Origin of the sequence: Pseudomonas sp. CFBP 8771 (assembly GCF_014841695.1) — a bacterium.
GTDB classification, from domain to species: domain Bacteria; phylum Pseudomonadota; class Gammaproteobacteria; order Pseudomonadales; family Pseudomonadaceae; genus Aquipseudomonas; species Aquipseudomonas baltica.
Genome location: NZ_JACYUJ010000006.1, coordinates 407,454 through 431,285 on the forward strand (window position 1 = coordinate 407,454; position 23,832 = coordinate 431,285).

Here is a 23,832-nt window from a genome sequence, read left to right on the forward strand (position 1 = left end):
GACCGCTCCTACGGTAGTTCAGGCATCGCGACCTTCCGTAGGAGCGGTCAGCGGCCGCGAAAGGGCCGCCGCTGAAATTCAGGCCCGTTTCGAATGCTGGGCCAACGCTGGGAGCAAGGTCCGGTCGATCGCCTGGCGCACTGCCGGCAGGATGGTCGCGCTGCCCATCAGCATCTGTTCCACCATCTTGCGCAGGGCCTGGGCCCGTCCGCTGTCCAGGCCGCGCACTGCGCATTCACAGGCCTGCTCGGCCGTGGCGCCGGCTGGCATGTCGAAACCCAGCGCGCGTAGCTGGCCCAGCAGGTCATCCTGATCAATCAAGTCTGCATGCATCATGATGCTGATCCTTCTTCAAATGGCGTGACGGTGTGCCGATTCTGGTAGCCCTGCACGCGCTCGGCAAGCGTCGACGGTCGCCATGGCCGGATTGCACACAGGCAGGTCGTTTTTCGCATGCCTGCGTTCGGCCCTTGTAGCACCGGGGTATGGCACCGTGCGACGCAACCCTGAATACCCTTGCCGTTCACTTCCTATGGACGGCAATGGACATGCTCGACTTTCTCTCCTTCAAGGGCGTCGGCCCTTCTCCCGCGCTGGGGCCCATCGGGCTGGCGCCACGGCTGAACTTCATCACCGGTGACAACGGCCTGGGCAAGAGCTTCGTGCTCGATGCCGCCTGGTGGGTGCTGACCCGTACCTGGGCTGCGGGCAAACCCATCAAGGCGCGCGACCAGACGGCATTGCCGGTGATCGACTATCGGTTCACGGGTGCGCACCGCAGCGCCGGGCAGTGGGCCTGGCAGCAAGGCCGCTGGGCGGCGCTGGGCGACAGCACGCCGAGCCGTTCGCTGGTGGTGTATGCCCACGCCAACGGCACCTTCAGCGTCTGGGATCCGCTGCGCAACGCGGGCGAGCTGGCAGCCTATCACTTCGATGAAACCCAGTTGTGGCAGGGCGCCTCGATGGCTGGCCAGGGTCGCTTGTGCAACGGTTTGATCAGCGACTGGGTGCGTTGGCAGCGCAATCATGGCTGCAAGGCGTTCGCCGCCTTGAAGCAAGTACTGCATGCCCTGTCGCCCTCGCGCGAGGAGCTGTTGCTGCCCGGTCGCCCGTGTCACATCGGCCTGCTGGATGAAACCCAGTACCCGACCTTGCAGCGGCCCCAGGGGCAGGTGCCCCTGCCCGAAACCTCCAGTGCCATCCGCCGCGTGGTGGCCCTGGCCTACATGCTGGTCTGGACCTGGGAAGGCCACCGCCGCGCCTGCCGCCTGGCCGGTGTGCGGCCGAGCGATGAACTGGTGTTCCTGGTGGATGAGGTCGAATGCCATCTGCACGCTCAGTGGCAGCGCCGTATCGTCCCGGCGCTGATGGCCGTGGTCGGGGCGCTGACCCGTCAACGCCTGGCGGTGCAGATGATCGTAGCCACGCACTCGCCGCTGGTGCTGGCCTCCATGGAGACGCAGTTCGTCGAAGCGCGCGATGCTCTCTTCACCTTGGGCGTGCTGGCCGGTGAAGTACAGCTGCACCGACACGTCTGGGCGCCCCAGGGCGATGTCGTGAACTGGCTGGTGTCCGAGAGCTTTGGCCTGCGCCAGGCGCGCTCGGTGGAAGCGGAAGCGGCGATCGGCGCCGCTGAGGCCTGGATGCGTGGCGAGCGGTCAGGGCTGCCAAAGGGGCTGGACAGTGAGGCAGCGATCGAGTCGCAGCTGCTGCGCACACTGCCCACCGGTGATCATTTCTGGCCCGCCTGGGTCGTGACCAAGTCTGGAGCAGGGGCATGATCGAGCTCGTCAATCCGCTGCCCGAACCTCACGGCTTCGACGAGCGCTGCCGCCAACGCGGCAATGCCTGGTTGCAGGACAATCCCGACGCTGCCAGGCCACGCGACTACTGGTCGCCATTTCGCCCGGAACTGGGCGAGGGCTTCACCAACCGCTGCGCGTTCGGCGCCATGTACATTCCCAGCGGCACCGTGGAACATTTCATCAGCTGTGACCAGGACCGTGGCATGGCCTATGAGTGGAGCAACTACCGTTATGTCGACGCCTGGATGAACAGCGCCAAGGGCAACAAGAAAGCCGAGGATTTTCTCGATCCGTTCGAGGTGCGCGAGGGCTGGTTCGAGGTGTTGCTGCCGTCGCTGCAACTGGTGTTGACCGACCAGGTGCCCGAAGCGGTGCGGGCGCGGGCCGAGTACACCCTCAAGCACCTGCCGCTGCGCGATGACGAGCGGGTGATGCGCGTGCGGCGGCAATGGTTGCGCTTGTTCGAAGAGGGCAAAGTCGGGCTGGAAGGGCTGCGCGAGATGGCGCCGCTGATTGCGGCGGCGGTGGAGCGCCAGGCAGACCGCAGTGCGGCTTTCGCGGCCGATGACCGCTCCTACGAGGCACCAGAAACCCCGTAGGAGCGGTCCGTGGCCGCGAAGGGCGCGATGCGATGTATCAGGCAGACCGCAGTGCGGCTTTCACGGCCGATGACCGCTCCTACGAGGCACCAGAAACCCCGTAGGAGCGGTCCGTGGCCGCGAAGGGCGCGGCGTGGTATTCAGCCAGGCAACGCAATCCGTCGCCCTGCGTACTCCGCCTCGGGCTGTTGTCGCTGCGCTTCGAAAGCCTCGGCCAGCACGGCCAATGAAGGCACCCCGAACAGCGCCGACTTCGGCCCCTTCAGATCCACATGCAAGAGCATCTGCTCGCTGGCGGCCAGCACCTCGTCCGCGCCTTGCAGGTGCAGCGTGTGGTACACCTGCACCCGTTTGTGGTCATGGGCCAGCACCCGCGTACGCACCTGAACCTGCGCCCCTTGTTTCACTTCATGCAGATAGTTGAGGTGACATTCCAGCGTGAACAGCGAGCGTCCGTCACGTTGCGGATCCACTCCGATCCGCAGCATGAACGCATCGGTGGCGTAGCTGAAGATCAGCAGATAGAACGCATCGCGCAGATGCCCGTTGTAGTCCACCCACTCCGCGAGCACCGGCGTCTGGTAGGTGATCATTCGGCGAAGCTCATGCCGTGCCGGGCCTTGGTCACCCGTACTGCGTCCAGCACCGCCAGCAGGCAATCATCGCGATAGCGCTCCAGGGCGCCGATGCTGTGTTCGCCCAGCTGCGCCGAGGTACCCGCAACCACCTCGTCGATCAGCGAGTCGGTCAGCTCCGGCGCCGGCAGGTAGGTCCAGGGCAGCTTCAGCGCCGGGCCGAACTGGTTCATGAAGTGCCGCATGCCGGCGTCGCCGCCCGCCAGGGTGTAGGTCAGAAACGTGCCCATGAACGACCAGCGCAAACCGGCGCCAAAGCGAATGGCGTCGTCGATCTCGCCCGTGGTAGCCACACCGTCGTTGACCAGGTGCAAGGCTTCGCGCCACAGCGCCTCGAGCAGGCGGTCGGCGATGAAACCAGGCACCTCCTTGCGCACATGCAACGGGCGCATGCCCAAGCTTTCGTACACGGCGATGGCCGCCTGGATCGCCTCGGGTGCGGTGTGTCGGCCGCCGACCACTTCCACCAGCGGCAGCAGGTAAACCGGGTTGAACGGATGGCCGACCACGCAGCGCTCCGGGTGTGTGGCGCCTTCATAGAATTCGCTGGGCAGCAGGCCCGAGGTGCTGGAACCAATCAAGGCGTCGGGCTTGGCGGCGGCGCTGATGCGGGCGTGCAGGTCCAGTTTCAGTTCCAGCCGCTCTGGCGCGCTTTCCTGGATGAAGTCGGCGTCGCGCACGCAGTCCTCGACGGTGGCCACAAAGCGCAGCCGCGACTGCGCTGCACCCGCCGCCAGGCCTTGCTTGACCAGGGCCGGCCAGGCGTTGGCGACGCGTTGGCGCAAGGCGGCTTCGGCGCCGGGCGCAGGGTCCCAGGCCACCACGTCCAGGCCATGGGCCAAGGCGCGGGCGACCCAGCCGCTGCCGATGACACCGCTGCCCAGGGCGGCGAAGGTTTTTATGTGGGTGATGAAAGTCATGGGTCATTCCTGGAGAGGTGTGTGGGGGATGCGGGCCTCTTCGCGGGCAGAGCCCGCTCCCACATGGGATCTTTGTGGGAGCGGGGCGGGCGGCGAGGCTGCTACCCGCGAAGAGGCCTGGAGAGCACCAAAAAAATCAGCGGCTGACGAGGTTCATCTTTTTCCGCCCCTCGGCCGGTGTCAGCACTCGGGCGCCCAGCCGGGTAAGGATCTCGCCGGCGCGTTCGACCAATTGACCATTGGTGGCCAGCACGCCTTTCTCCAGCCAGATGTTGTCTTCCAGCCCGACCCGCACGTTGCCGCCCAGCAGCACCGCCTGCGCGGCCATGGGCATCTGCATGCGACCGATGCCGAAGCCGGCCCACACCGCGTCTGCCGGCAAGTTGTCGACCATGGCCTTCATGGTGGTGGTATCGGCCGGCGCACCCCATGGAATGCCCAGGCACAACTGGAACAGCGGATCGTGCAGCAAGCCTTCCTTGATCATCTGCTTGGCGAACCACAGGTGGCCGGTGTCGAAGATTTCCAGCTCGGCCTTCACGCCCAGCTCGGTGATGCGTTTGGCACCGGCACGCAATTGCGCGGGGGTGGACACGTAGATGCTGTTGCCGTCGCCGAAATTGAGGGTGCCGCAATCCAGGGTGCAGATCTCCGGCAGCAACGCTTCGACGTGAGCCAGGCGTGCCAGCGGGCCGATCAGGTCGGTGCCGGGGCCGAACGCCATCGGCGTTTCCCCAGGGCCGATCTCGAGGTCGCCACCCATGCCGGCGGTGAGGTTGACGATGATGTCGATGTCGGCCTCGCGAATGCGCTCCATGACTTCCCGGTACAGCGCCACGTCGCGGCTGAAGCGGCCGGTCTGTGGGTCGCGGACATGGCAGTGCACGACCGTGGCGCCCGCCTTGGCTGCCTCTACGGCGGCGGCGGCGATCTGTTTCGGCGTGACCGGAACATGCGGGCTTTTCGCGGTGGTGTCGCCAGCACCGGTCAAAGCGCAGGTGATGATGACGTCGTGGTTCATTGCAGGGTTCCTTGAGGTATGTGTCTGATGTAACGCGGTTGTCGCCGGACGCGGCTTGCGCCGCTGCTACAGGGGATCGCGGTGTGTCCGGCAGAGCGCGGTTGTTCCCGCACGTACAAGCCAGGCGCAGTGTTCTGTAGCAGCGGCGCGAGCCGCGTCGGCGGTATTGCGGTGTAACTGATGCAGCGCGGTCTTGTTCATCTACCGTGGTGAACCATTCGCGGGTAGAACCCGCTCCCACAGAACCCGCTGCCACAGGCGGCGCTGCTACAGGGGTGTGTTCAAGCGGCGGGTTTGCCGTCGAAGGTGGTGACGCCTTGCAGCCAGCGCTGGCGGTCCTGAGGGTGGTCCTTGAGCCATTGCCGTGCCGAGTCGAAGGCGTCCTTGTGCTCCAGCAGCGGCTGCATCATTCGGCTTTCGTCGGCGGCGGTGAAAGTCAGGTTGCCCAGCAGCTTGTCCACGTTCGGGCAGCGGCTGGCGTAGTCCGGCGCGGTCACTGTCCACACCGTGGCCATGCCTTCGTTCGGGCCCAGGGCATCTTCACTGCCGCTCAGGTAGGTCATGTCCTGATTGACGTTCATCGGGTGCGGCGCCCACCCGAAGAACACGATGGCCTCGTTGCGCTTCACCGCGCGCGTCACCGCCGAGAGCATGCCGGCTTCACTGGACTCGACCAGTTGAAAGTCGCCCAGGCCGAAGCGGTTCTTGGCAATCATGTCCTTGATCTGCGTGTTGGCGCCCGACCCCGGTTCGATACCGTAGATCTTGCCGCCCAGTTCCTTCTTGAATTTGGCAATGTCGGCGAAGCTTTTCAGGCCTTTGTCGGCCAGGTAGGTCGGCACGGCCAACGTGGCGCGGGCGTCCTTCAAGCTGGGCTCGGCCAGCACGCGGACCTGCTTCTGTTCCACGAAGGGAGTGATGGTCTGGGTCATCAACGGGTTCCAGTAACCCAGAAACATGTCCAGGCGCTGGTCGCGGATACCGGCGAAGATGATCTGCTGGGACGCGCTGGTCTGTTTGACGCTGTAGCCCAGGTCGTCGAGCAGCACCTGGGTCATGGCGCTGGTGGCGATCACGTCGGTCCAGTTGACTACGCCCAGGCGCACGTTCTTGCAACTGGCCGGTTCCGCGGCGCTGGCCGTGCCGGTCAACAGCGCGGTACCGGTAAGCATCAGCAGGCAGCAGCTGATCAATCTGTTCATGATGGCTCCCTCAGGCGGCAGTTCGAATTGTTATGGGGGCGGCGTCTGCGCGCCGTTTGCATAAGGTACGCAGGCCGTTGGCGGAAAAAACGCACTGCGGCGACCGGCTCTTGCACAGTGGCGACGTGGTGGGTATTAGTGGTGTTTCACAGAGGCCCTCTTCGTGGGCAGAGGGCTCGCCGCCCGCCCCGCTTCCACAGGATCGCGCTGTGGGATCGCTGACCGCAGAATTCACAGAGCACACCATGGCCCAAGACTTCAATTTCCTGTTGCTGCCCGGATTTTCCGCAATCGGCTTCATCTCGGCGATCGAGCCTCTGCGCGTGGCCAACCGCTTTCGCGGCGAGCTGTACCGGTGGCAGGTGCTGAGCCTGGACGGCGGCGCGGTACTGGCCAGCAACGGCATGTCGGTGAATGCCGATGGGGGACTCGGGCCGCTGGCCAAGGGCGTGACGTTGTTGGTGGTGGCTGGCTTCGAGCCGCTGGCAGCCTTTGATGCAACGCTGCGCGATTGGCTGCGGCGGCTGGATCGCGAGGGCGTGACCCTGGGTGGTATCGACACCGGCAGTTTCGTCCTGGCCGAGGCGGGCTTGCTCGAGCGCCACCGCGTGGCGCTGCACTGGGAGGCCTTGGATGCTTTTCGCGAATCCTACCCCGCGCTCAGCGCCAGCCAGGAGCTGTTCGAGACCGACAGCCTGCGCATCACCTGCGCCGGCGGTACTGCCTGCATCGATCTGATGCTCGATCTGATCGGCCAGGCCCATGGCAGCCCGCTGGCCATCCAGGTGTCCGAGCAGTTCGTGGTGGGGCGCATTCGCCCGCGCAAGGACCACCAGCGCATGGAAATCGCTTCACGCTACGGCCTCAGCAACAAAAAGCTGGTGCAGGTGATCGGCGAGATGGAACAGCACACCGAACCGCCGCTGAGCACCTTGCAGCTGGCCGACCTGGCCAAGGTCACTCGCCGCCAGCTGGAGCGCTTGTTCCGTCTGCATCTGAACGACACCCCGAGCAACTTCTACTTGCGCCTGCGCCTGGAAAAAGCCCGGCAGCTGCTGCGCCAGACCCAGATGAGCGTGCTGGAGGTGAGCATTGCCTGCGGTTTCGACTCGCCGTCGTATTTCACCCGCAGCTATCGGGCGCGCTTTGCCCGCTGCCCGCGGGAAGATCGGCGCGGGCGCGTGCGCGAGTCGGGGTAGGTCGTTCACCATGCAGCGGCCGTGCCGACGCCTTCGCGGCCACTGGCCGCTCCTACGGAAGACTGTTATCCCTCTGCCTTCGCGGCCACTGGCCGCTCCTACGGAAGGACTGTGATCCCTCTGCCTTCGCGGCCACTGGCCGCTCCTACGGAAGACTGTTATCCCTCTGCCTTCGCGGNCCACTGGCCGCTCCTGCGGAAGGACTGTGATCCCTCTACCGCCTGGGGCACTGGCCGCTCCTGCGGATGGAATGTGTGCGTGTCGTAGGAGCGGTCTGTGGCCGCGAAGGCGCCGGTAGGGCCAATGCATATGTACCGTTCTGGCACGGCAGGCGGCCGCTAACCTGCGCGCTCATTCAGCGATAGAGGAATCATAGAGATGAGCAAGCAAGTCATGGGTGCGCCAATTCTGGCAGTGGCTCTTCTGGCATTGGCCGGGCCGGCGGCGGCGGCGTGGTACGACTGCCGGGTCATCGACAACCAGGCCGACGACGCCTGGAACAACACCCTGGTTGATCTGCCCGTGGAGGCCGACAGCCTGGCGGATGCCGAGCACAAGACGCGTGCGTTCGTGGCGCAGGACCCCAGCAATCCGACCGACATCGGCCTGGACTGCCGGGTAAACGAGGAGGAATGAAAGACGACTGTTGACCGTTTCAGCGCGCCTTGAGCAATACCGCGCAGGCAGCCTTGTAGGCTTCGTGCTGGTATTTGTTCAAGCTGCCTGGCAGCTCAACCAGCTTCTTGGCCTGGGCGCTGATGGTCTGCGGCGACACCAGCACTGCCTCGCAACCTTCGAGCAGCTGCAGCACGCCTTCGATCTTGAAGGTGGTCGGCCCGCCGGCGAACTCGCCTTTCTTGCCGCGCTTCTTGATGGCGAGCATCTTCAACCCGTTGTCGCCGACGAAAGCGGCCACCTGTTCGCGAAACTGCCGCACGTTCGCCGCGATGTCATCGTCTTCCAGCGCGATCTTCTTGAGGGAAGTGGGAAGATGCGCCAAGTCGGCACCGTCGAATTCCACCACTGCAAAGATCGCTTCGCTGCCCTTGATCTCGACCCCGACTATTTTCACGCTCACTCCAGGCCCACCGATTGCAGAAATTCGGAACGCTCGTCGCTTTTCTGCGCGCGACAATCGTTCTGGGCAATGTCATAGGCCTTGGTGCCTTTGCCGGCATTGACGGTGTACACGTCGCAATCGGCATCGCGCGACTTGGCCCACAGGTCCTGGGCAGTCTTGAGCCTGTCGGTGAACGCCTTGAGTTCGGGCGAGCCTTTGGGGAACTGGGAGTTGATGCGGTCGAGCAGGTCGGTGTACGACTCGCTCATCTCGGTTTCCGATGTCTTGCGGTTGTAGGCCGAGCACTCGTAGCTCTGCTGATCGGTTTCGACGTTATCGCACGGGGTGGGGCCGTCGGACTCTTCTGCCTGGGCGGCGAAGGACAGCAGGGCAAGCATCAGCAGCGTGAATCTCATGAGGATCTACCTAACCCGTTGAGCAGGACAATTGCCGCTGATTCTGTCTCAGGGGCGCTGGAAAGCATAGGGGCGCAGCGATGCCAGGCGGTTTATTTCATGCAGTGGCACGACCAAGCAGGTCTCCCCTGCAAGGGGGGTGGTCATCTTTTGCATCGTGCGTTGACGCTTTCGGCAATTCCCCTGTCGTTTTTGCATCCGGTCGCCCTGTCGCGCAGGCATATGCTGGCTCCATGAAGCGCCGACATACGATTCGGCGCCTGACTTGCCTGATGGGGACTGCCCGATGAGCCCAGCCGAACTGCACGCCGACAGCATCGTCATCGACGGGCTGATCATTGCCAAATGGAACCGCGAACTGTTCGAGGACATGCGCAAGGGCGGTCTGACCATGGCCAACTGCACGGTGTCGGTGTGGGAAGGTTTCCAGGCCACCATCGACAGCATCTGCAAGAGCCAGAAGCTGATGCGCGAGAACAGCGACCTGGTCATGCCCGTGCGCAGCACCGCCGACATCCGCAAGGCCAAGGAAACCGGCAAGACCGGCATCCTCTTCGGCTTCCAGAACGCCCACGCCTACGAAGACCAGATCGGCTACGTGGAAGTGTTCAAGCAGCTGGGCGTGGGTATCGTGCAGATGTGCTACAACACCCAGAACCTGGTCGGTACCGGCTGCTACGAGCGCGACGGCGGCCTGTCCGGGTTCGGCCGTGAAATCGTCGCCGAGATGAACCGTGTGGGCGTGATGTGCGACCTGTCCCACGTCGGCTCCAAGACCAGCGAAGAAGTCATCCTCGAATCGAAGAAACCGGTGTGCTACTCCCATTGCCTGCCGTCGGGCTTGAAAGAACACCCGCGCAACAAGTCCGATGAAGAGCTGAAATTCATCGCCGACCATGGCGGCTTCGTCGGCGTGACCATGTTCGCGCCGTTCCTGGCCAAGGGTATCGATTCGACCATCGACGACTACGCCGAAGCCATCGAATACACCATGAACATCGTCGGTGAAGACGCCATCGGCATCGGCACCGACTTCACCCAGGGCCACGGCCAGGACTTCTTCGAATACCTGACCCACGACAAGGGCTACGCCCGCCGCCTGACCAGCTTCGGCAAGATCATCAATCCGCTGGGCATCCGCACCGTGGGCGAGTTCCCCAACCTGACCGAAACCCTGCTCAAGCGCGGCCACAGCGAACGCGTGGTGCGCAAGATCATGGGCGAGAACTGGGTCAATGTCCTCAAGGACGTCTGGGGCGAGTGAATACCTCTGGAGCCTACTGCGCTCGCCGATAGCTGCGTCAGGTCCTCGCGAAAAGCTCGCCGTACCTCGGTACTGTCTCGCCTTTCGCTCCGGTCCTTCCTTGCTCTCGACGTGCTCGCTACGGCTCCAAAGGCATTCACACAACTGTCTATCTACGAGCAAAGCGATTGTGCGTTGCTTGCTCGAATCATGTTTATCGGAGATCACTCACCATGGCCAAGATCGCCCCGCAACTGCCCATCGAAGTCGACAGCGAAACCGGTATCTGGACCTCCGACGCCCTGCCCATGCTGTACGTGCCGCGTCACTTCTTCGTCAACAACCACATGGGCATCGAAGAGGTGCTGGGCGCCGACGCCTACGCCGAGATTCTCTACAAGGCGGGCTACAAATCCGCCTGGCATTGGTGCGAGAAAGAAGCCGAGTGCCATGGCCTGGAAGGCGTCGCGGTGTTCGAGCACTACATGAAGCGTCTGTCGCAGCGCGGCTGGGGCCTGTTCAAGATCCAGGACATCGACCTGGACCAGGGCACCTGTAGCGTCAAGCTGGAGCATTCCGCCTTCGTCTACGTGTACGGCAAGGTCGGACGCAAGGTCGACTACATGTTCACCGGCTGGTTCGCCGGCGCCATGGACCAGATTCTCGCCGCTCGCGGCAGCAGCATTCGTACCGTCGCCGAGCAAGTGTACGGCGGCTCCGAAGAAGGCCACGAAGATGGCCTCTTCACCGTGAAACCGTTGTAAGTCGAGGAATCAACCGTCATGGCTTTCGAAGCGATGTTCCAGCCGATCCAGATCGGCAAGCTGACGATCCGCAACCGCGTGCTCAGTACCGCGCACGCCGAGGTCTACGCCACCGACGGCGGCATGACCACCGATCGTTACGTGAAATACTACGAAGAGAAAGCCAAGGGTGGAATAGGCCTGGCCATCTGCGGCGGTTCCTCCAGCGTGGCCATCGACAGCCCCCAGGGCTGGTGGAAATCGGTCAACCTGGCCACCGACAAGATCATTCCGCATTTCCAGAACCTGGCCGACGCCATGCACAAGCATGGGGCCAAGATCATGATCCAGATCACCCACATGGGCCGGCGCTCGCGCTGGGACGGCGAGCACTGGCCGACCCTGATGTCGCCCTCGGGTATCCGCGAGCCGGTGCACCGCGCCACCTGCAAGACCATCGAGCCTGAAGAGATCTGGCGCGTGATCGGCAACTACGCCAGCGCTGCGGCCCGCGCCAAGGCCGGCGGCCTGGACGGCGTCGAGCTGTCGGCGGTGCACCAGCACATGATCGACCAGTTCTGGAGCCCGCGGGTCAACAAGCGCACCGATGAGTGGGGCGGCAGCTTCGAAAACCGCATGCGCTTCGGCATGGAGGTGATCAAGGCCGTGCGCAAGGAAGTCGGCGACGACTTCTGCGTGGGGCTGCGCATCTGCGGCGACGAATTCCATCCCGATGGCCTCAGCCACGAGGACATGAAGGAAATCGCCAAGTACTACTGCGACACCGGCATGCTCGATTTCCTCGGCGTGGTGGGCTCGGGTTGCGACACCCACAACACCCTGGCCAACGTCATTCCCAACATGAGCTACCCGCCCGAGCCGTTCCTACACCTGGCGGCAGGGATCAAGGAGGTGGTGAACATCCCGGTGCTGCACGCGCAGAACATCAAGGATCCGAACCAGGCGACGCGCATCCTTGAAGGCGGCTACGTCGACATGGTCGGCATGACCCGGGCGCACATCGCCGACCCGCACCTGATCGCCAAGATCAAGATGGGCCAGATCGACCAGATCAAGCAATGCGTGGGCGCCAACTACTGCATCGACCGGCAGTACCAGGGGCTGGACGTGCTGTGCATCCAGAACGCGGCCACGTCGCGTGAATACATGGGCGTGCCGCACATCATCGAAAAGTCCACCGGCGTGAAGCGCAAGGTGGTGGTGGTCGGCGCAGGGCCTGCCGGCATGGAGGCCGCGCGCGTGGCGGCCGAGCGTGGCCACGACGTGACGTTGTTCGAGAAGAAGGACTTCATCGGTGGGCAGATCACCACTGCGTCCAAGGCGCCGCAGCGTGACCAGATCGCTGGCATTACCCGCTGGTTCCAGCTGGAACTGGCGCGCCTGAAGGTCGACCTGCGCCTGGGCACGGCTGCCGATGCCGATACCATCATGGACCTGCGCCCGGACATCGTCGTGCTGGCGGTGGGTGGCCACCCGTTTCTGGAACAGAACGAGCACTGGGGCGCCGAAGAGGGCCTGGTGGTCAGCAGCTGGGACGTGCTCGACGGCAAGGTCGCACCGGGCAAGAACGTGCTGGTGTACGACACCATCTGCGAGTTCACCGGCATGTCGGTGGCCGACTTCCTCGCCGACAAGGGCAGCCAGGTGGAGATCGTCACCGACGACATCAAGCCGGGCGTGGCCATCGGCGGTACGTCGTTCCCCACCTACTACCGCAGCATGTACCCCAAGGAAGTGATCATGACCGGCGACATGATGCTGGACAAGGTCTACCGCGAAGGCGACAAGCTGGTGGCCGTGCTGGAGAACGAATACACCGGCGCCAAGGAAGAACGCGTGGTCGACCAAGTGGTGGTGGAGAACGGCGTGCGTCCCGACGAACAGCTCTACTACGCGCTCAAGCAGGGGTCGCGCAACAAGGGCCAGATGGACATCGACGCCTTGTTCGCGATCCAGCCGCAGCCGTCGTTGAGTACTTCGGGCGACGACTATCTGCTGTTTCGTATCGGCGACTGCGTGGCCCAGCGCAACACCCACGCGGCGATCTACGACGCGCTGCGCCTGTGCAAGGATTTTTGACCCTGCTCCCGTAGGAGCGGTCATCGGCCGCGAAGGGATCACTGCGGTGTACCTGATACAGCGCAGTGACCGTTTCGCGGCCGATGACCGCTCCTACGAGGGTCCACAGAGGCTTCACCATGCTCAATACACTGCTTCCCATCCTGTTGTTCGCCGCCCTGGCCCTGGCTGTTCTGGGCGCCGTGCGGCGAATCAATATGTGGCGCCGCGGTCGGCCATCCCAGGTCGACCTGCTGGGCGGCCTGCTGGCCATGCCCAGGCGCTACATGGTCGACCTGCACCATGTGGTCGCGCGCGACAAGTACATCGCCAACACCCACGTCGCCACGGCCGGTGGCGCTGTGCTGGCGGCGGTGCTGGCGGTGCTGGTCCATGGCTTCGGCCTGCACAATCGCATGCTTGGCTATGCGCTGCTGTTCGCCACCGCGCTGATGTTCGTCGGTGCCTGCTTCGTCTATGCCCGCCGCCGCAACCCGCCCGCGCGCCTGTCCAAGGGCCCGTGGATGCGCCTGCCGAAAAGCCTGCTGATGTTCTCGGCCACCTTCTTCATCGCCACCTTGCCGGTGGCCGGTATCTTGCCGATGAATTTCGGCGGTTGGGTACTGGCTGCGGTGCTGGGCATCGGCGTGCTGTGGGGCGTGTCGGAACTGTTTCTCGGACTGACCTGGGGCGGGCCGATGAAGCACGCTTTCGCTGGCGCCTTGCACCTGGCCTGGCACCGCCGCGCCGAACGCTTTGGCGGTGGTCGCTCCACCGGCCTGAAGCCGTTGGACCTGAACGACCCCACTGCGCCGCTGGGCGTGGAAAAACCCAAGGACTTCACCTGGAACCAGCTGCTGGGCTTCGATGCCTGCGTGCAGTGCGGCAAATGTGAAGCCGCGTGCCCGGCGTTCGCCGCCGGTCAACCGTTGAACCCGAAGAAGCTCATTCAGGACATGGTCGTAGGCCTGGCCGGTGGCACCGATGCGAACTTCGCCGGCAGCCCCTATCCTGGCAAGGCCATTGGCGAACACGCCGGCAACCCGCACCAGCCTATCGTCAATGGCCTGGTCGATGCCGACACCCTGTGGTCGTGCACCACCTGCCGCGCCTGCGTGGAAGAGTGTCCGATGATGATCGAGCACGTCGATGCCATCGTCGACATGCGCCGCCACCTGACCCTGGAAAAAGGCGCCACGCCCAACAAGGGCGCCGAAGTGCTGGACAACCTGATCGCCACCGACAACCCCGGCGGTTTCAATCCCGGTGGCCGGATGAACTGGGCCGCCGACCTGAACCTGCCATTGTTGAGCGAGCGCAAAACCATCGACGTGCTGTTCTGGGTTGGGGACGGCGCCTTCGACATGCGCAACCAACGCACCTTGCGCGCCTTCGTCAAAGTGCTGAAAGCGGCCAAGGTCGATTTCGCCGTGCTCGGCCTGGAAGAGCGCGACAGCGGAGACGTGGCGCGGCGACTGGGCGACGAGGCCACCTTCCAGCTGCTGGCCAAGCGCAATATCGGCACCCTCGCCAAGTACGGCTTCAAACGCATCGTCACCTGCGACCCCCACAGCTTCCATGTGTTGAAGAACGAGTACGGTGCGCTGGGCGGCAACTATCAGGTGCTGCACCACAGCACCTTCATGGCCGAACTGGTCACCGCCGGCCAGCTCCATCTGGGGCAGCACAAGGGCGGCAGCGTGACCTACCACGACCCGTGTTATCTGGGTCGCTACAACGGCGAGTACCAGGCCCCGCGCGATGTGCTCAAGGCGCTGGGTATCGAGGTCAAGGAAATGCAGCGCTCGGGTTTCCGTTCCCGCTGTTGCGGTGGCGGTGGCGGCGCGCCGATCACCGACATACCCGGCAAGCAGCGCATTCCCGACATGCGCATGGAAGACATCCGCGAAACCCAGGCCGAAGTCGTGGCCGTGGGCTGCCCGCAGTGCACCGCCATGCTAGAAGGCGTGGTGGAACCGCGGCCGTTGGTCAAGGACATCGCCGAACTGGTCGCCGAGGCGCTGGTCGAGGACAGTGTTGCCCCCGCCAGGCCCGCACCGGCCAAACGTGAAGTTGTCGAGGAGGTGCATTGATGAGTGACCTCATCCGTCGTGATCCGCGGGCCGAGTGGATCGCCCGCAACCGCCTGCATCCCTTGCACAGTGCCCTGCAGCCTCAGGCCAGTGCGTGGATGGGGCCCAATGGCGTCATGCGCAAGAACCCCCACGGCATCGGTTTCATCGGCGCCAACGGGATCAAGCGCATCGACCGCAGCGGCGCCCAGCAGGGCGGCGCGAGCAAGCGTTCGGCAGCCGTGGAAGTCAAGCTGCCCTTGCACCAGGTGGCGGTGCCCCAATTCTACATCGCCGTGGTACCGGACATGGTCGGCGGCCGCCTGAGCAGCCACGACCGCGACGTGCTGGGCCTGGCCCATCGCCTGGCAGCAGGGGGTGGCGCGGTATTGGCTATCGTCTTCGGCGAACACAAGGAAAACGCTTTCGATAGCGCAGGCGTCGACCGGCTGTTGATCCTGCAAGGCGGCGAATTCGAAGGTTATGCGCCGGAACAGCGAATCCACGGCCTGCGCGCGGTGGATAATCAGTTCAGCCCACGCCATTGGCTGCTGCCCGACAGCCGTACCGGCGGTGGCGAGCTGGGTCGGCGTTTTGCCGCTTGCCAGGGTGAACGTCCCGCCACACGTGTGTGGCAGGTCAAGGACGGCCAGTGCATCAGCCGTGCCGGTGCCGGCCAGCAGGACATTGCCCGACCGCTGCCGCGCTTGATCCTGGCGGCCGCCGAGTGCGCCGAACCGGTTGACGAGACTCGTCACGAAGCGCTGCCGGTGGCGTTGTCCACAGCCACGGCGCGCAGCCTGCCGCGCATCGAAGACCTCGGTGCGGTAGCAGTCGACCCGGCGGCCGTGCCCATGGCCGAATCGGAATTCATATTCTCGGGGGGTAATGGGGTCAAGGACTGGGAACTGTTCCACCGGACGGCCCAGGCCTTGGGGGCGACCGAAGGTGCCTCGCGGGTGGCGGTGGACGATGGTTTCATGCTGCGCGACCGTCAGGTCGGCGCCAGTGGTACCTGGGTGACCGCGCGGGTCTACGTGGCGGTGGGCATTTCCGGTGCCATCCAGCACTTGCAGGGCATTGGTGGTTGCGACAAGGTCATTGCCATCAACCTCGACGCCAACTGCGACATGGTCAAGCGTGCCGACCTGTCGGTGATCGGCGACGGGCAGGCGATCATGCACGCCTTGATCGACGCCATCCAGGCCTATCGCAACCAAGCCAAGCGCGATGCCGCCTGATGGGCGCCACGATGAGAGAGACACAGCCATGAACACCAAGGTCATCACCCTCGTTTCCATCGGCGCCCACCCGACGTCCGGCCGCCCCCGGCGCGCAGACCAGGATTCACGCGCCGTGGAGCTGGGGCTGCAACTGGCCGGAGATGACCTGCAGGTACTGCACGCCGGCGATGTCGCCGAGCCTGCGTTGCGCGCGTACCTGGGCATGGGCCTGCAACAGCTGCACGTGCTCGAACAGCCACAAGGCGCCGATGCCTTGCCGGCCCTGTGCGACTACCTGCAAGCGGCCGGTGCGCACGTGGTGCTCACCGGTACCCAGGCCGAAACCGGCGAAGGCTCGGGCATGTTGCCCTTTCTGCTGGCGGAAAAACTCGGCTGGCCGTTGATCGTTGGCCTGGCCGAGGTCGAGTCCATCGACAACGGCGTGGCCCAGGTGCTGCAGGCCTTGCCCCGAGGCCAAAGACGGCGCCTCAAGGTGCGACTGCCGTTGCTGGCCACCGTCGACAACGCCGCGCCCAAGCCCCGGCAGAGCGCCTATGGCCCGGCGCAGCGCGGACGGCTGCCGGTGGATGCGGTGGAGGTGATCAACGACGAACTGTTCGACAGCGCCGAGCTGCAACCGGCCAAGCCCCGGCCCAAACGCCTGAAGGTGATCAAGGCCAAGAGCGGCGCGGATCGCATGAAGGCCGCCACGGCCAAGGCCAGTGGCGGAGGAGGGCAGGTGCTCAAGGGCCTGAGCGCCGAAGAGGGCGCTCAGGCGGTGCTCAAGGCGTTGATCGAGGAGGGGGTGGTGCGGCTCTGATGCGCGCGTCGCTACAAGGCAAGTACGTCGACTTGATGCCGCTGGCGGAATGCGCTGGTGGCACCGGCAGCCGTTTGCAGATGGTCAACAGCCGTACTGAATTGCGCGGCCAGGCCGCCCAACGTCATGCTTTTTCCAGTAAGCGTGCTATTGGTCAGCCCGGTGAGTTTATCGTCGGCCTCGGTCGCGTTGTACATCTTTGCTATCTGTAGCGTCCGCCGATAAAGCTCGGCGAACGCACCGTCCGCGCTGGTTTCCAAAAGTTCGAGTTTCGCCGGGTCTTTGTCTTGTTGGGTTTTATACAGTTCATAGCCAGCCTTGATTGCATCGACGCCGATCTTGACGGCGACGCCCGCTGGCCCCGCGGCTTTGGAGCCTGCGGTTTTGGCGGCTTCAGTGCCGAGGTTCAGGGCATTCTTGGGATTGTCGGGTACGTAAGTGCGAGACTTGTAGTAGAGCTTACCCACCAGGCCGTTCTTGCGAATCTTCGCGTCATGAATGATTGATGAAGCACTCAGAGTTCCAGTACGCAGATGCAGAGTGGCGGTATTACCGGCTTTCTCCATTGCCTTTTCCGAGGCGACACTGGCCAGCTTGCCGAGCACCATGCCTATGCCAGCACCGGCCAGAGCACCCGCCGGGCCCAATGCCATCGCCCCGACGGCTGTGCCAATGGCTGTTCCCGTGGCTGTAGAACTCAAGTTGGAAACGACGATGGTCGCCCCTCGAAGTCCGACCGACTTCGCCAGCTCGGTATTGCTTTCCATATTTTTCAGTGCCTGGATCACACCCTTGCTATTGGTTACAGAAATTTCGTAGGCCGAAAGCAGTACCTGCGCGCGGCTCTGCCTGGTGCGATTGAACCAGGTCTTGCAATGGCCTTTCCAGTTCTCGTATTTACGGCGTCGCTCGCTCTCGGAACCGGCTCCCCAATACGGCTGCCCCGCCAGGTATTCGTCTGTAGGGCCCGCTTCAATCATGCTTTCAAGGGTGTCATGCTTTGTTTTGGCGCGCCCATCACCGTCCACCATGGTGATCGGATTATTGCCTACCATCGCATAAAGGTTCAGACCGTCGATATCGCCCGCCGGATCCGGATTGATCCATCGCATCAGCCAGGGTGCGTAGTAGCGCAAGCCGTAATAGTAAAGACCGGTGGCGTCACGTTCCTTGCCGGAGTAGCGGATGGTTTTGTACTTGGCTTGCAGTGCACTGCGACCAGCCCAGCAGGCGGTGCCTCCGAACGGATAGTATTCTTCCCGGCTCAATAACTGGCCGTCGCTGCCCAACTCCAATGTGGCTGAGCGCAAATGGTTGCTCAGCGTGAAACGCAGTTGATCATTAGGCAAACCCTCGGGTTTGCCATGTGCCCAATGCAGCAGACGGACGCCGTTCTTACCCGCTTGCGCAACGATGACATGCAAGCGCTCACCGCTGCGGCTGTCCGTCCGAATTTCCAGCCCCGGCAGGTAGCGGACCTCACATCGACGTGCACCGCTGCGCTGTTGGGCATGGGATATCTTGCGCAAACGACTTCCCGCAGCGTCGTAGATGTAGCGCTCATAGTCGTCTTCTTCATCGTCGCGCTGCACCGGTGCCACGCGCTGCAGCTGGTTGTATTCATCCCATGTCATTACCTGCCCGGGCAGCAGTTCGCGGGAGTTTCCATTGGCATCGAAGCCATCGGTCAACTGGCTTTCATCGGGGAGTTGCCCATTGCGCTCGGGCAGCGATCTGTTGCTGGCACTTGCCACCGCCATTCTGAGTGTTCGGTTTCGTTGCCCATTGACGTGGCGAAGCTCTGTCAGGTTGCCCGCCCGGTCATACTCCATGTTCTGCCTGTAGTTGAGCAGCAAGGAAGGATCCTGAGGCATTGCCAGCAACGGCGGCAGTGATGGGCCTTCGCCGCCCGCATTTGCGGCTTCGCGACCGGTAGATTCGATCAGTTGGCAAAACGAGTCATAGCGATATTCGTTGACCGCTTCGATGCGACGATTGGCGTGGTACCTGGTGGGTTGAGATTGATCGCTGACTTTGATGATGTTGCCGACTGGGTCATACAGGTAGTGCAAATCCTGAAGCACGACCGCGTCGGCGCTTACGGACGTTGCCCTGAGTAGCTGTTGGTCGATGGGGTCGTACTCGGCGCGGCTTGTCACGCCATTGCCTATCGTTTGCGAAACGATCCGCCCGCCTGCATCATGAGTCAACGCCGACAGCAGTTCACAGTTCAGCCCTTCGGCGGTCACCAGCCGGCTGGTAGCCTCCAGACCACTGATGTCATGGCCAAAATGTTGCGCATTACCCAAGGCGTCTCTGTGAGTGACAAGCATGCCGGTGGCATCGTGGGTATAGGAGGTGCGATAACCCGGCCCAGGCTCCAGCAGGGCATCGCGTTCCGCCAGGGAAACGGGCCAGTCGGGTAGCACCTCTGCGTCCAGAAAACGCTGCGTATAGCTGATCGCTTCGCCATTGATGTCAAACCCATGGGCGATTCTGCTGCCCGCGTCATCGTCATGCCGATAGCTCGTGCCGCACAGATTGCGAGCAGCGTGCTCGCTGTTGACCGCTGCGTAATCGACGCGCTGCGTGACGCGTTGCCGGCCCTCGGCATCGCGTTTGGCAACCGATATCAACCTGGCGTGCCGGTCATAATTCAGCGTGGTGTGGATGCCTTTGCTGTCCCAGCTTTCCCGGTTGGAGCCTTGGGCGTCGAGCAACATCGCTTTCCAGCCAGAATCCGCATTGCGCTGCAACAACGGTGTACCCGAGAAGCTGAACACCGTTGCTTGATTCGGCGTCTCGCTCACACCGCTCTGGAAATGCTCGAACTGACGCGGATCCCACTGGCTGACAGGACGGCCTGCGTGGTCATGCCATTGGGCGCTGACCCGGGGCTCGGCAGGGACGTCGGCTTCGCGTCGGTAATAACCGATGGTACGTACGGCCAGGCCACGGGGGTCGGACACCACCAGCGCCGGCGTGCGGGCATGGATGGCGAGTTGATCGGAGATGCTTCGAAGGGGCGACATGCTGTCCTGCCTTGCTCGGATAGATTTCCCTCTTTATCTCTGATCGACCGGCAGCCAGCCATGAACACCCACGGTATCAACGCTGCGCACAACTGTAGCGGCGATGTAGGCCGCGTTCGGCTTGCCGTGCCGGGTGCGTCATCGCGTTCGCAGGGGTGCGTAGAGGTGTATCAAAAGCGCTGTGAAAGAGGGTTCGAGCACACGGTTGCCGTGGCCGCTCAGGTGGTCGGCATCGGCGAAGAGTGGTGTTTCGTTCGAGTCGTAGGCCGAGCAGGTGTTGCCCGGGCAAAGGATCGGCAACGGATCCCAGACGTTCAGCGCCGGGTATTCGCGGGTCAGTATCGTCAGCAGATGCATCTGCGGCGCACGTAGCTGCACTATCCGGTCGTGTTCCACGCTCAGTCCGGGCGTGCAGATCGGATTCATTCGGTTGAATGGATCCGAGCAACGGTTCGCCGGGGCCTTGAAGACCGGCGACGGTGCGTCGATCAGTACGGTCAAGCCCGCCGCCTGCAGCGGTTCGAGCACGGCGTCGGCGGCCTGGCGGGCCGCTTGGGCGTGTTGCACAGTGCGCTCGCCGCGTGCTTGTTCGAAGATTGCGTCCTCGCCCTGCTGCCAATCGCGGCCCGCCAGCTCCGGCATGCGCAGGGACGCCAGGAACACCACATCGCCTGGCTTGGCGCGTGCCTGAATATCGGCCAACGCGCTGCTCTGCCAAGTCGCGCAGGCGGGCGGATCGGCATTCAGCAGGCTGACCACCGCGCAGCCGCCGCGTTCGTATTCCACCACGTCGATGCCCAATCGCAGCGAGACGATGTTGAGCATCGTGCGGTAGGCGGCGGTGTGTGAGTCGCCCAGCACGAAAAGCTGGCGCCCGTGCAGGCCCGGCTGGTCGATCTTTTCGATCGGCTCCCGAGGGTAGTGTCTGTAGGCATGCCAGGTGTAGCTATCGGCCACGGTACTCAGCGATAAACGCTCGGTGGAGTGGATTGTCCACGCCGCAATTCCGGCGCACAGCCCCATGGCACCCAGCCCACCGCACACGGACAGGCCCGCACGGCGATGCCACCGCGTGCCGCCACGGCGCACTGGCATTTCGACCCAGTGGTAGGACGCCGCTGCCAGGCCGAACACCAGCAACGGGTAGGCCAGCTGGATCCACAATGCTTCCAGGCCAATGGTCCAGCGCAGGAATACCGCCACGGGCCAGTGCCACAGGTACAGCGAATATGACAGGCGCCCCACGTACGTCAGGGCTGGCCATTGCAAGACCGTCAGCAACGGGCCTGCGGGTCGATCGCTGCCGAGCACCACGGCGGCGATCAGCAACACCGTGCCCAGCACCGGGACTAGCGCCCATGGGTACGGGAAGCGTGCAGCCGGCGTCAGGATGAAGCCTGCCGCCAGCAACGCCAGCCCGGCCACCAGCATCGCCTGTCGATGCCACGGTTGCAGGCGAGTCAGGCGGCCTTGGCCAATGGCCTGGAACAGCAATGCACCAGCGGCCAGTTCCCAGAAACGGCTGGGCAGCAGATAGAACGCCGACAAGGGTGCGGCGTGGGTCTGCACCGCGCACCAGGCCAGCGAGGCTAGGGTCAAGGCAGGCAGCAGGCAGCGCGCGATCACGCTGTTTTCGCGGTAGCGCAGCCAGAGCAGGAAGACCGTGGGCAATAGCAGATAGAACTGTTCTTCCACGCCCAGCGACCAGGTGTGCAGGTACGGGTTGAACTCGGCTTTCGGTGAGAAATAGGTGTCGGTCTGCCAGGCCAGAACCAGGTTGCTCAGCCCCACGAATGCGGCCAGGCCAGTGTCTTCGTTCTGGCTGCTGAGCCATACCGGGGGAACGATCAGCGCCGACATCAGGACACTGGCGGTGAGCACAAGCAATAACGCCGGAAGAATGCGCAGCAGGCGTCGTTGGTAGAACTCCAGCAGGAAGGTGCGCAGCGGCAGGCCACTCGTTTGCGCCAGGGAGCGGCTGATCACGTAGCCGGAAATGACGAAGAACATGTCTACGCCGGTGAAGCCTCCTGGCAGAAAGCGCAGGAAATCGACATGGAAAACGATGACTGCAAGTACCGCGATCGCGCGCAGGCCATCGATGCCCGCAACGTATGGCAAGCCGGGAGTGGAGGACATGGTGCCGCCCTTTTATTGTTGGGCAGCGACCATAGAATGCCTGGGCAGGCAAACGCCAGATTGCATCTTTTCAGGATGTATCCCGAGCTGGGCGACTGGTGCTCACAGCTCCGCAGGGGCGGTCCGCGGCCGCGAAACGCGCGCCGCGCACTGTCAGGTTTACCGAACCAAGCCTTCGCCGCCGACGAGCGCGCCTGTTACTCGTGCACTGCCACGCCCTTGAGATACGCCGCAGGCTCCGCCCCCAGGTTGCTCAGCAGCCGCTCGCTGTACCAGTCGATGAAGTTCACCACGCCGAACTCGTAGGTCTTGGAGTACGGCCCCGGCTGGTAGGCGGTGGAGTTGATGCCGCGCTGGTTTTCCTCGGCCAGGCGGCGGTCCTGATCGTTGGTCGCGTCCCACACCTGGCGCATCCGCGCGACGTCGTAGTCCACGCCTTCCACGGCGTCCTTGTGCACCAGCCACTTGGTGGTGACCACCGTTTCCTGCGCGCTGATCGGCCACACCGTGAACACGATGATGTGGTCACCCATGCAGTGGTTCCAGGAATGCGGCAGGTGCAGGATGCGCATCGAACCCAGGTCCGGATTCTTGATGCGCCCCATCAGTTTCTTGCAGCCGACCTGGCCGTCCAGCGTCATCGACAGCGTCCCCTTGAGCAGCGGCATGCGCACGATGCGGTTGCGCAGGCCGTGGCTGGCGTGGGCGTAGGGGATCTTTTCGGCATCCCAGGCGGCAGCCGAGGCGGCCACATGGTCCTTGAAGGCCTGGTCGGCGCGCGGGTCGGTGACGTCGTCCCATTCCAGCAGGGTCTTGAGCAATTCGGGGTGGGCGCCGCCGCAGTGGTAGCACTCGCGGTTGTTCTCCAGCACCAGTTTCCAGTTGGCCTTTTCCAGCAGATCGGTCTGCACCGCGACCTTGGTGTTTTCCATGTCGTACGGTTCCATGTAATGGTTCAGCGTACTGAGGAAATTGTCGATCGCAGGCGGGTTCTCCGCCAGGCTGATGAAAATGTAGCCGCCTGAGGTTTTCACATGCACGGGCTTGAGGCCGTACTGCTTCATGTCGAAGTCGGCGCCCATCTCGGTGCCGGCGAACAGCAGGCGGCCATCCAGCTCGTAGGTCCATTGGTGGTAATGGCAGACCAGCTTGGCCACCTTGCCTTTTTCCTTGGTGCACAGTCGCGAACCGCGATGGCGGCAGACGTTGTGAAAGGCATGCACCACCCCTTCGGCCCCGCGCACCACGAGGATCGGATTGCTGCCGATCTGCAGGGTGAGGTAGTTGCCCTTGGCCGGGATCTCGCATGTCATGCCGGCGATCAGCCATTCCTTGTTGAAGATCTCCTGCATGTCGATCTGGAACAGGCGTTCGTCGTTGTAGAACGGCTGCGGCAGCGAGAAGGTACGCTCGCGTTCCTGCAGCATCTGGGCGGTTGCCTTGCGTGCGGGTTCCAGCGGATCGCCCAGACTCAGGGTAGTGGTGGCATCCATCGTGTTCATCCTCATGGCCAGGCAGTGTGGCCGCGAAAAAAGTGGCTGTTACGGTTGTCGACGCAAGGCGGCTGAAACTGCGTTCAGATGCGGTGGAGTGTGCGACTCGGCGCGCCATGAACCTTATCCAT

20 protein-coding genes are annotated in these 23,832 nt (G+C 63.6%); 10 read left to right on the plus strand and 10 right to left on the minus strand.

Translation table 11 applies throughout. The annotated features are described in order from the left end of the window. Positions 1-78: 78 nt before the first annotated feature. The gene (locus IFT80_RS16375; protein WP_185794758.1) at positions 79-336 is read right to left on the minus strand and encodes a hypothetical protein; all 258 of its coding nucleotides are present in this window, start codon (positions 334-336) and stop codon (positions 79-81) included. Between the two features lie 212 nt (positions 337-548). Between IFT80_RS16375 and IFT80_RS16380 the strand changes: the two genes are divergently transcribed. Further along, positions 549-1,781, plus strand: coding sequence for an AAA family ATPase (locus tag IFT80_RS16380; protein ID WP_192054993.1), 1,233 nt, complete (start codon positions 549-551; stop codon positions 1,779-1,781). Further along, on the plus strand, positions 1,778-2,404 hold the full coding sequence (locus IFT80_RS16385) for a hypothetical protein (protein WP_192137881.1): 627 nt from the start codon (positions 1,778-1,780) through the stop codon (positions 2,402-2,404). The genes IFT80_RS16380 and IFT80_RS16385 overlap by 4 nt, the downstream gene beginning before the upstream one ends. A gap of 140 nt (positions 2,405-2,544) precedes the next feature. Here IFT80_RS16385 and IFT80_RS16390 read toward each other — a convergent pair whose 3' ends face one another. The 4 genes from IFT80_RS16390 to choX form a co-directional block, all read right to left on the minus strand. Then, complete coding sequence (locus IFT80_RS16390) at positions 2,545-2,997, minus strand: thioesterase family protein (RefSeq protein ID WP_185794761.1); 453 nt, start codon at positions 2,995-2,997, stop codon at positions 2,545-2,547. Next, entirely contained in the window at positions 2,994-3,959 is a 966-nt protein-coding gene (locus IFT80_RS16395; RefSeq protein WP_122715894.1) for an L-carnitine dehydrogenase, read from the minus strand. Before IFT80_RS16395 ends, IFT80_RS16390 begins: the two co-directional genes overlap by 4 nt. A gap of 136 nt (positions 3,960-4,095) precedes the next feature. Next, on the minus strand, positions 4,096-4,980 hold the full coding sequence (locus IFT80_RS16400; RefSeq protein WP_122796258.1) for a 3-keto-5-aminohexanoate cleavage protein: 885 nt from the start codon (positions 4,978-4,980) through the stop codon (positions 4,096-4,098). 281 nt (positions 4,981-5,261) lie between these two features. Continuing rightward, positions 5,262-6,182 (minus strand): choline ABC transporter substrate-binding protein, encoded by a 921-nt coding sequence (gene choX, locus IFT80_RS16405; RefSeq protein ID WP_185794763.1) that lies wholly within the window; start codon positions 6,180-6,182, stop codon positions 5,262-5,264. Positions 6,183-6,427: 245 nt separating this feature from the next. Between choX and IFT80_RS16410 the strand changes: the two genes are divergently transcribed. Both IFT80_RS16410 and IFT80_RS16415 read left to right on the plus strand, forming a co-directional pair. Then, positions 6,428-7,381 carry a GlxA family transcriptional regulator gene (locus IFT80_RS16410; protein ID WP_192137882.1) on the plus strand — a complete coding sequence of 318 codons (954 nt, stop codon included), beginning with the start codon at positions 6,428-6,430 and terminating at the stop codon, positions 7,379-7,381. Positions 7,382-7,759: 378 nt separating this feature from the next. Continuing rightward, entirely contained in the window at positions 7,760-8,017 is a 258-nt protein-coding gene (locus tag IFT80_RS16415; protein ID WP_122479790.1) for a hypothetical protein, read from the plus strand. 19 nt (positions 8,018-8,036) lie between these two features. On the opposite strand, the gene IFT80_RS16420 is transcribed toward IFT80_RS16415, so the two are convergent. After that, positions 8,037-8,453, minus strand: coding sequence for a DUF3010 family protein (locus IFT80_RS16420; protein ID WP_122479789.1), 417 nt, complete (start codon positions 8,451-8,453; stop codon positions 8,037-8,039). A gap of 2 nt (positions 8,454-8,455) precedes the next feature. Beyond that, positions 8,456-8,857, minus strand: coding sequence for a lysozyme inhibitor LprI family protein (locus IFT80_RS16425; protein WP_192137883.1), 402 nt, complete (start codon positions 8,855-8,857; stop codon positions 8,456-8,458). Between the two features lie 286 nt (positions 8,858-9,143). Between IFT80_RS16425 and IFT80_RS16430 the strand changes: the two genes are divergently transcribed. From IFT80_RS16430 to etfB, 6 genes are all read left to right on the plus strand, one after another. After that, positions 9,144-10,121: a dipeptidase gene (locus IFT80_RS16430; RefSeq protein WP_122479787.1), complete on the plus strand. Its 978-nt coding sequence runs from the start codon at positions 9,144-9,146 to the stop codon at positions 10,119-10,121. Between the two features lie 212 nt (positions 10,122-10,333). Beyond that, a complete protein-coding gene (locus IFT80_RS16435) occupies positions 10,334-10,864 on the plus strand; it encodes a DUF5943 domain-containing protein (RefSeq protein ID WP_122479786.1) in 531 nt (176 codons plus the stop codon). Positions 10,865-10,882: 18 nt separating this feature from the next. Further along, positions 10,883-12,943 (plus strand): dimethylglycine demethylation protein DgcA, encoded by a 2,061-nt coding sequence (gene dgcA, locus IFT80_RS16440; protein WP_185794768.1) that lies wholly within the window; start codon positions 10,883-10,885, stop codon positions 12,941-12,943. 119 nt (positions 12,944-13,062) lie between these two features. Next, positions 13,063-15,015, plus strand: a complete 1,953-nt coding sequence (dgcB, locus tag IFT80_RS16445) for a dimethylglycine demethylation protein DgcB (protein WP_192137884.1) — start codon at positions 13,063-13,065, stop codon at positions 15,013-15,015. Then, a complete protein-coding gene (gene etfA / locus IFT80_RS16450; protein WP_192137885.1) occupies positions 15,015-16,235 on the plus strand; it encodes an electron transfer flavoprotein subunit alpha in 1,221 nt (406 codons plus the stop codon). Before dgcB ends, etfA begins: the two co-directional genes overlap by 1 nt. Before the next feature lie 28 nt (positions 16,236-16,263). Next, on the plus strand, positions 16,264-17,037 hold the full coding sequence (gene etfB, locus IFT80_RS16455) for an electron transfer flavoprotein subunit beta (protein ID WP_122479782.1): 774 nt from the start codon (positions 16,264-16,266) through the stop codon (positions 17,035-17,037). Positions 17,038-17,048: 11 nt separating this feature from the next. Here etfB and IFT80_RS16460 read toward each other — a convergent pair whose 3' ends face one another. The 3 genes from IFT80_RS16460 to gbcA all read right to left on the minus strand — a co-directional run bounded on the left by IFT80_RS16460 (position 17,049) and on the right by gbcA (position 23,701). After that, on the minus strand, positions 17,049-20,069 hold the full coding sequence (locus tag IFT80_RS16460; protein WP_192137886.1) for an RHS repeat domain-containing protein: 3,021 nt from the start codon (positions 20,067-20,069) through the stop codon (positions 17,049-17,051). 138 nt (positions 20,070-20,207) lie between these two features. After that, positions 20,208-22,208, minus strand: coding sequence for an acyltransferase family protein (locus IFT80_RS16465; RefSeq protein ID WP_192137887.1), 2,001 nt, complete (start codon positions 22,206-22,208; stop codon positions 20,208-20,210). Between the two features lie 197 nt (positions 22,209-22,405). Beyond that, positions 22,406-23,701, minus strand: a complete 1,296-nt coding sequence (gene gbcA, locus IFT80_RS16470; RefSeq protein ID WP_122480123.1) for a glycine-betaine demethylase subunit GbcA — start codon at positions 23,699-23,701, stop codon at positions 22,406-22,408. Positions 23,702-23,832: the final 131 nt, after the last annotated feature.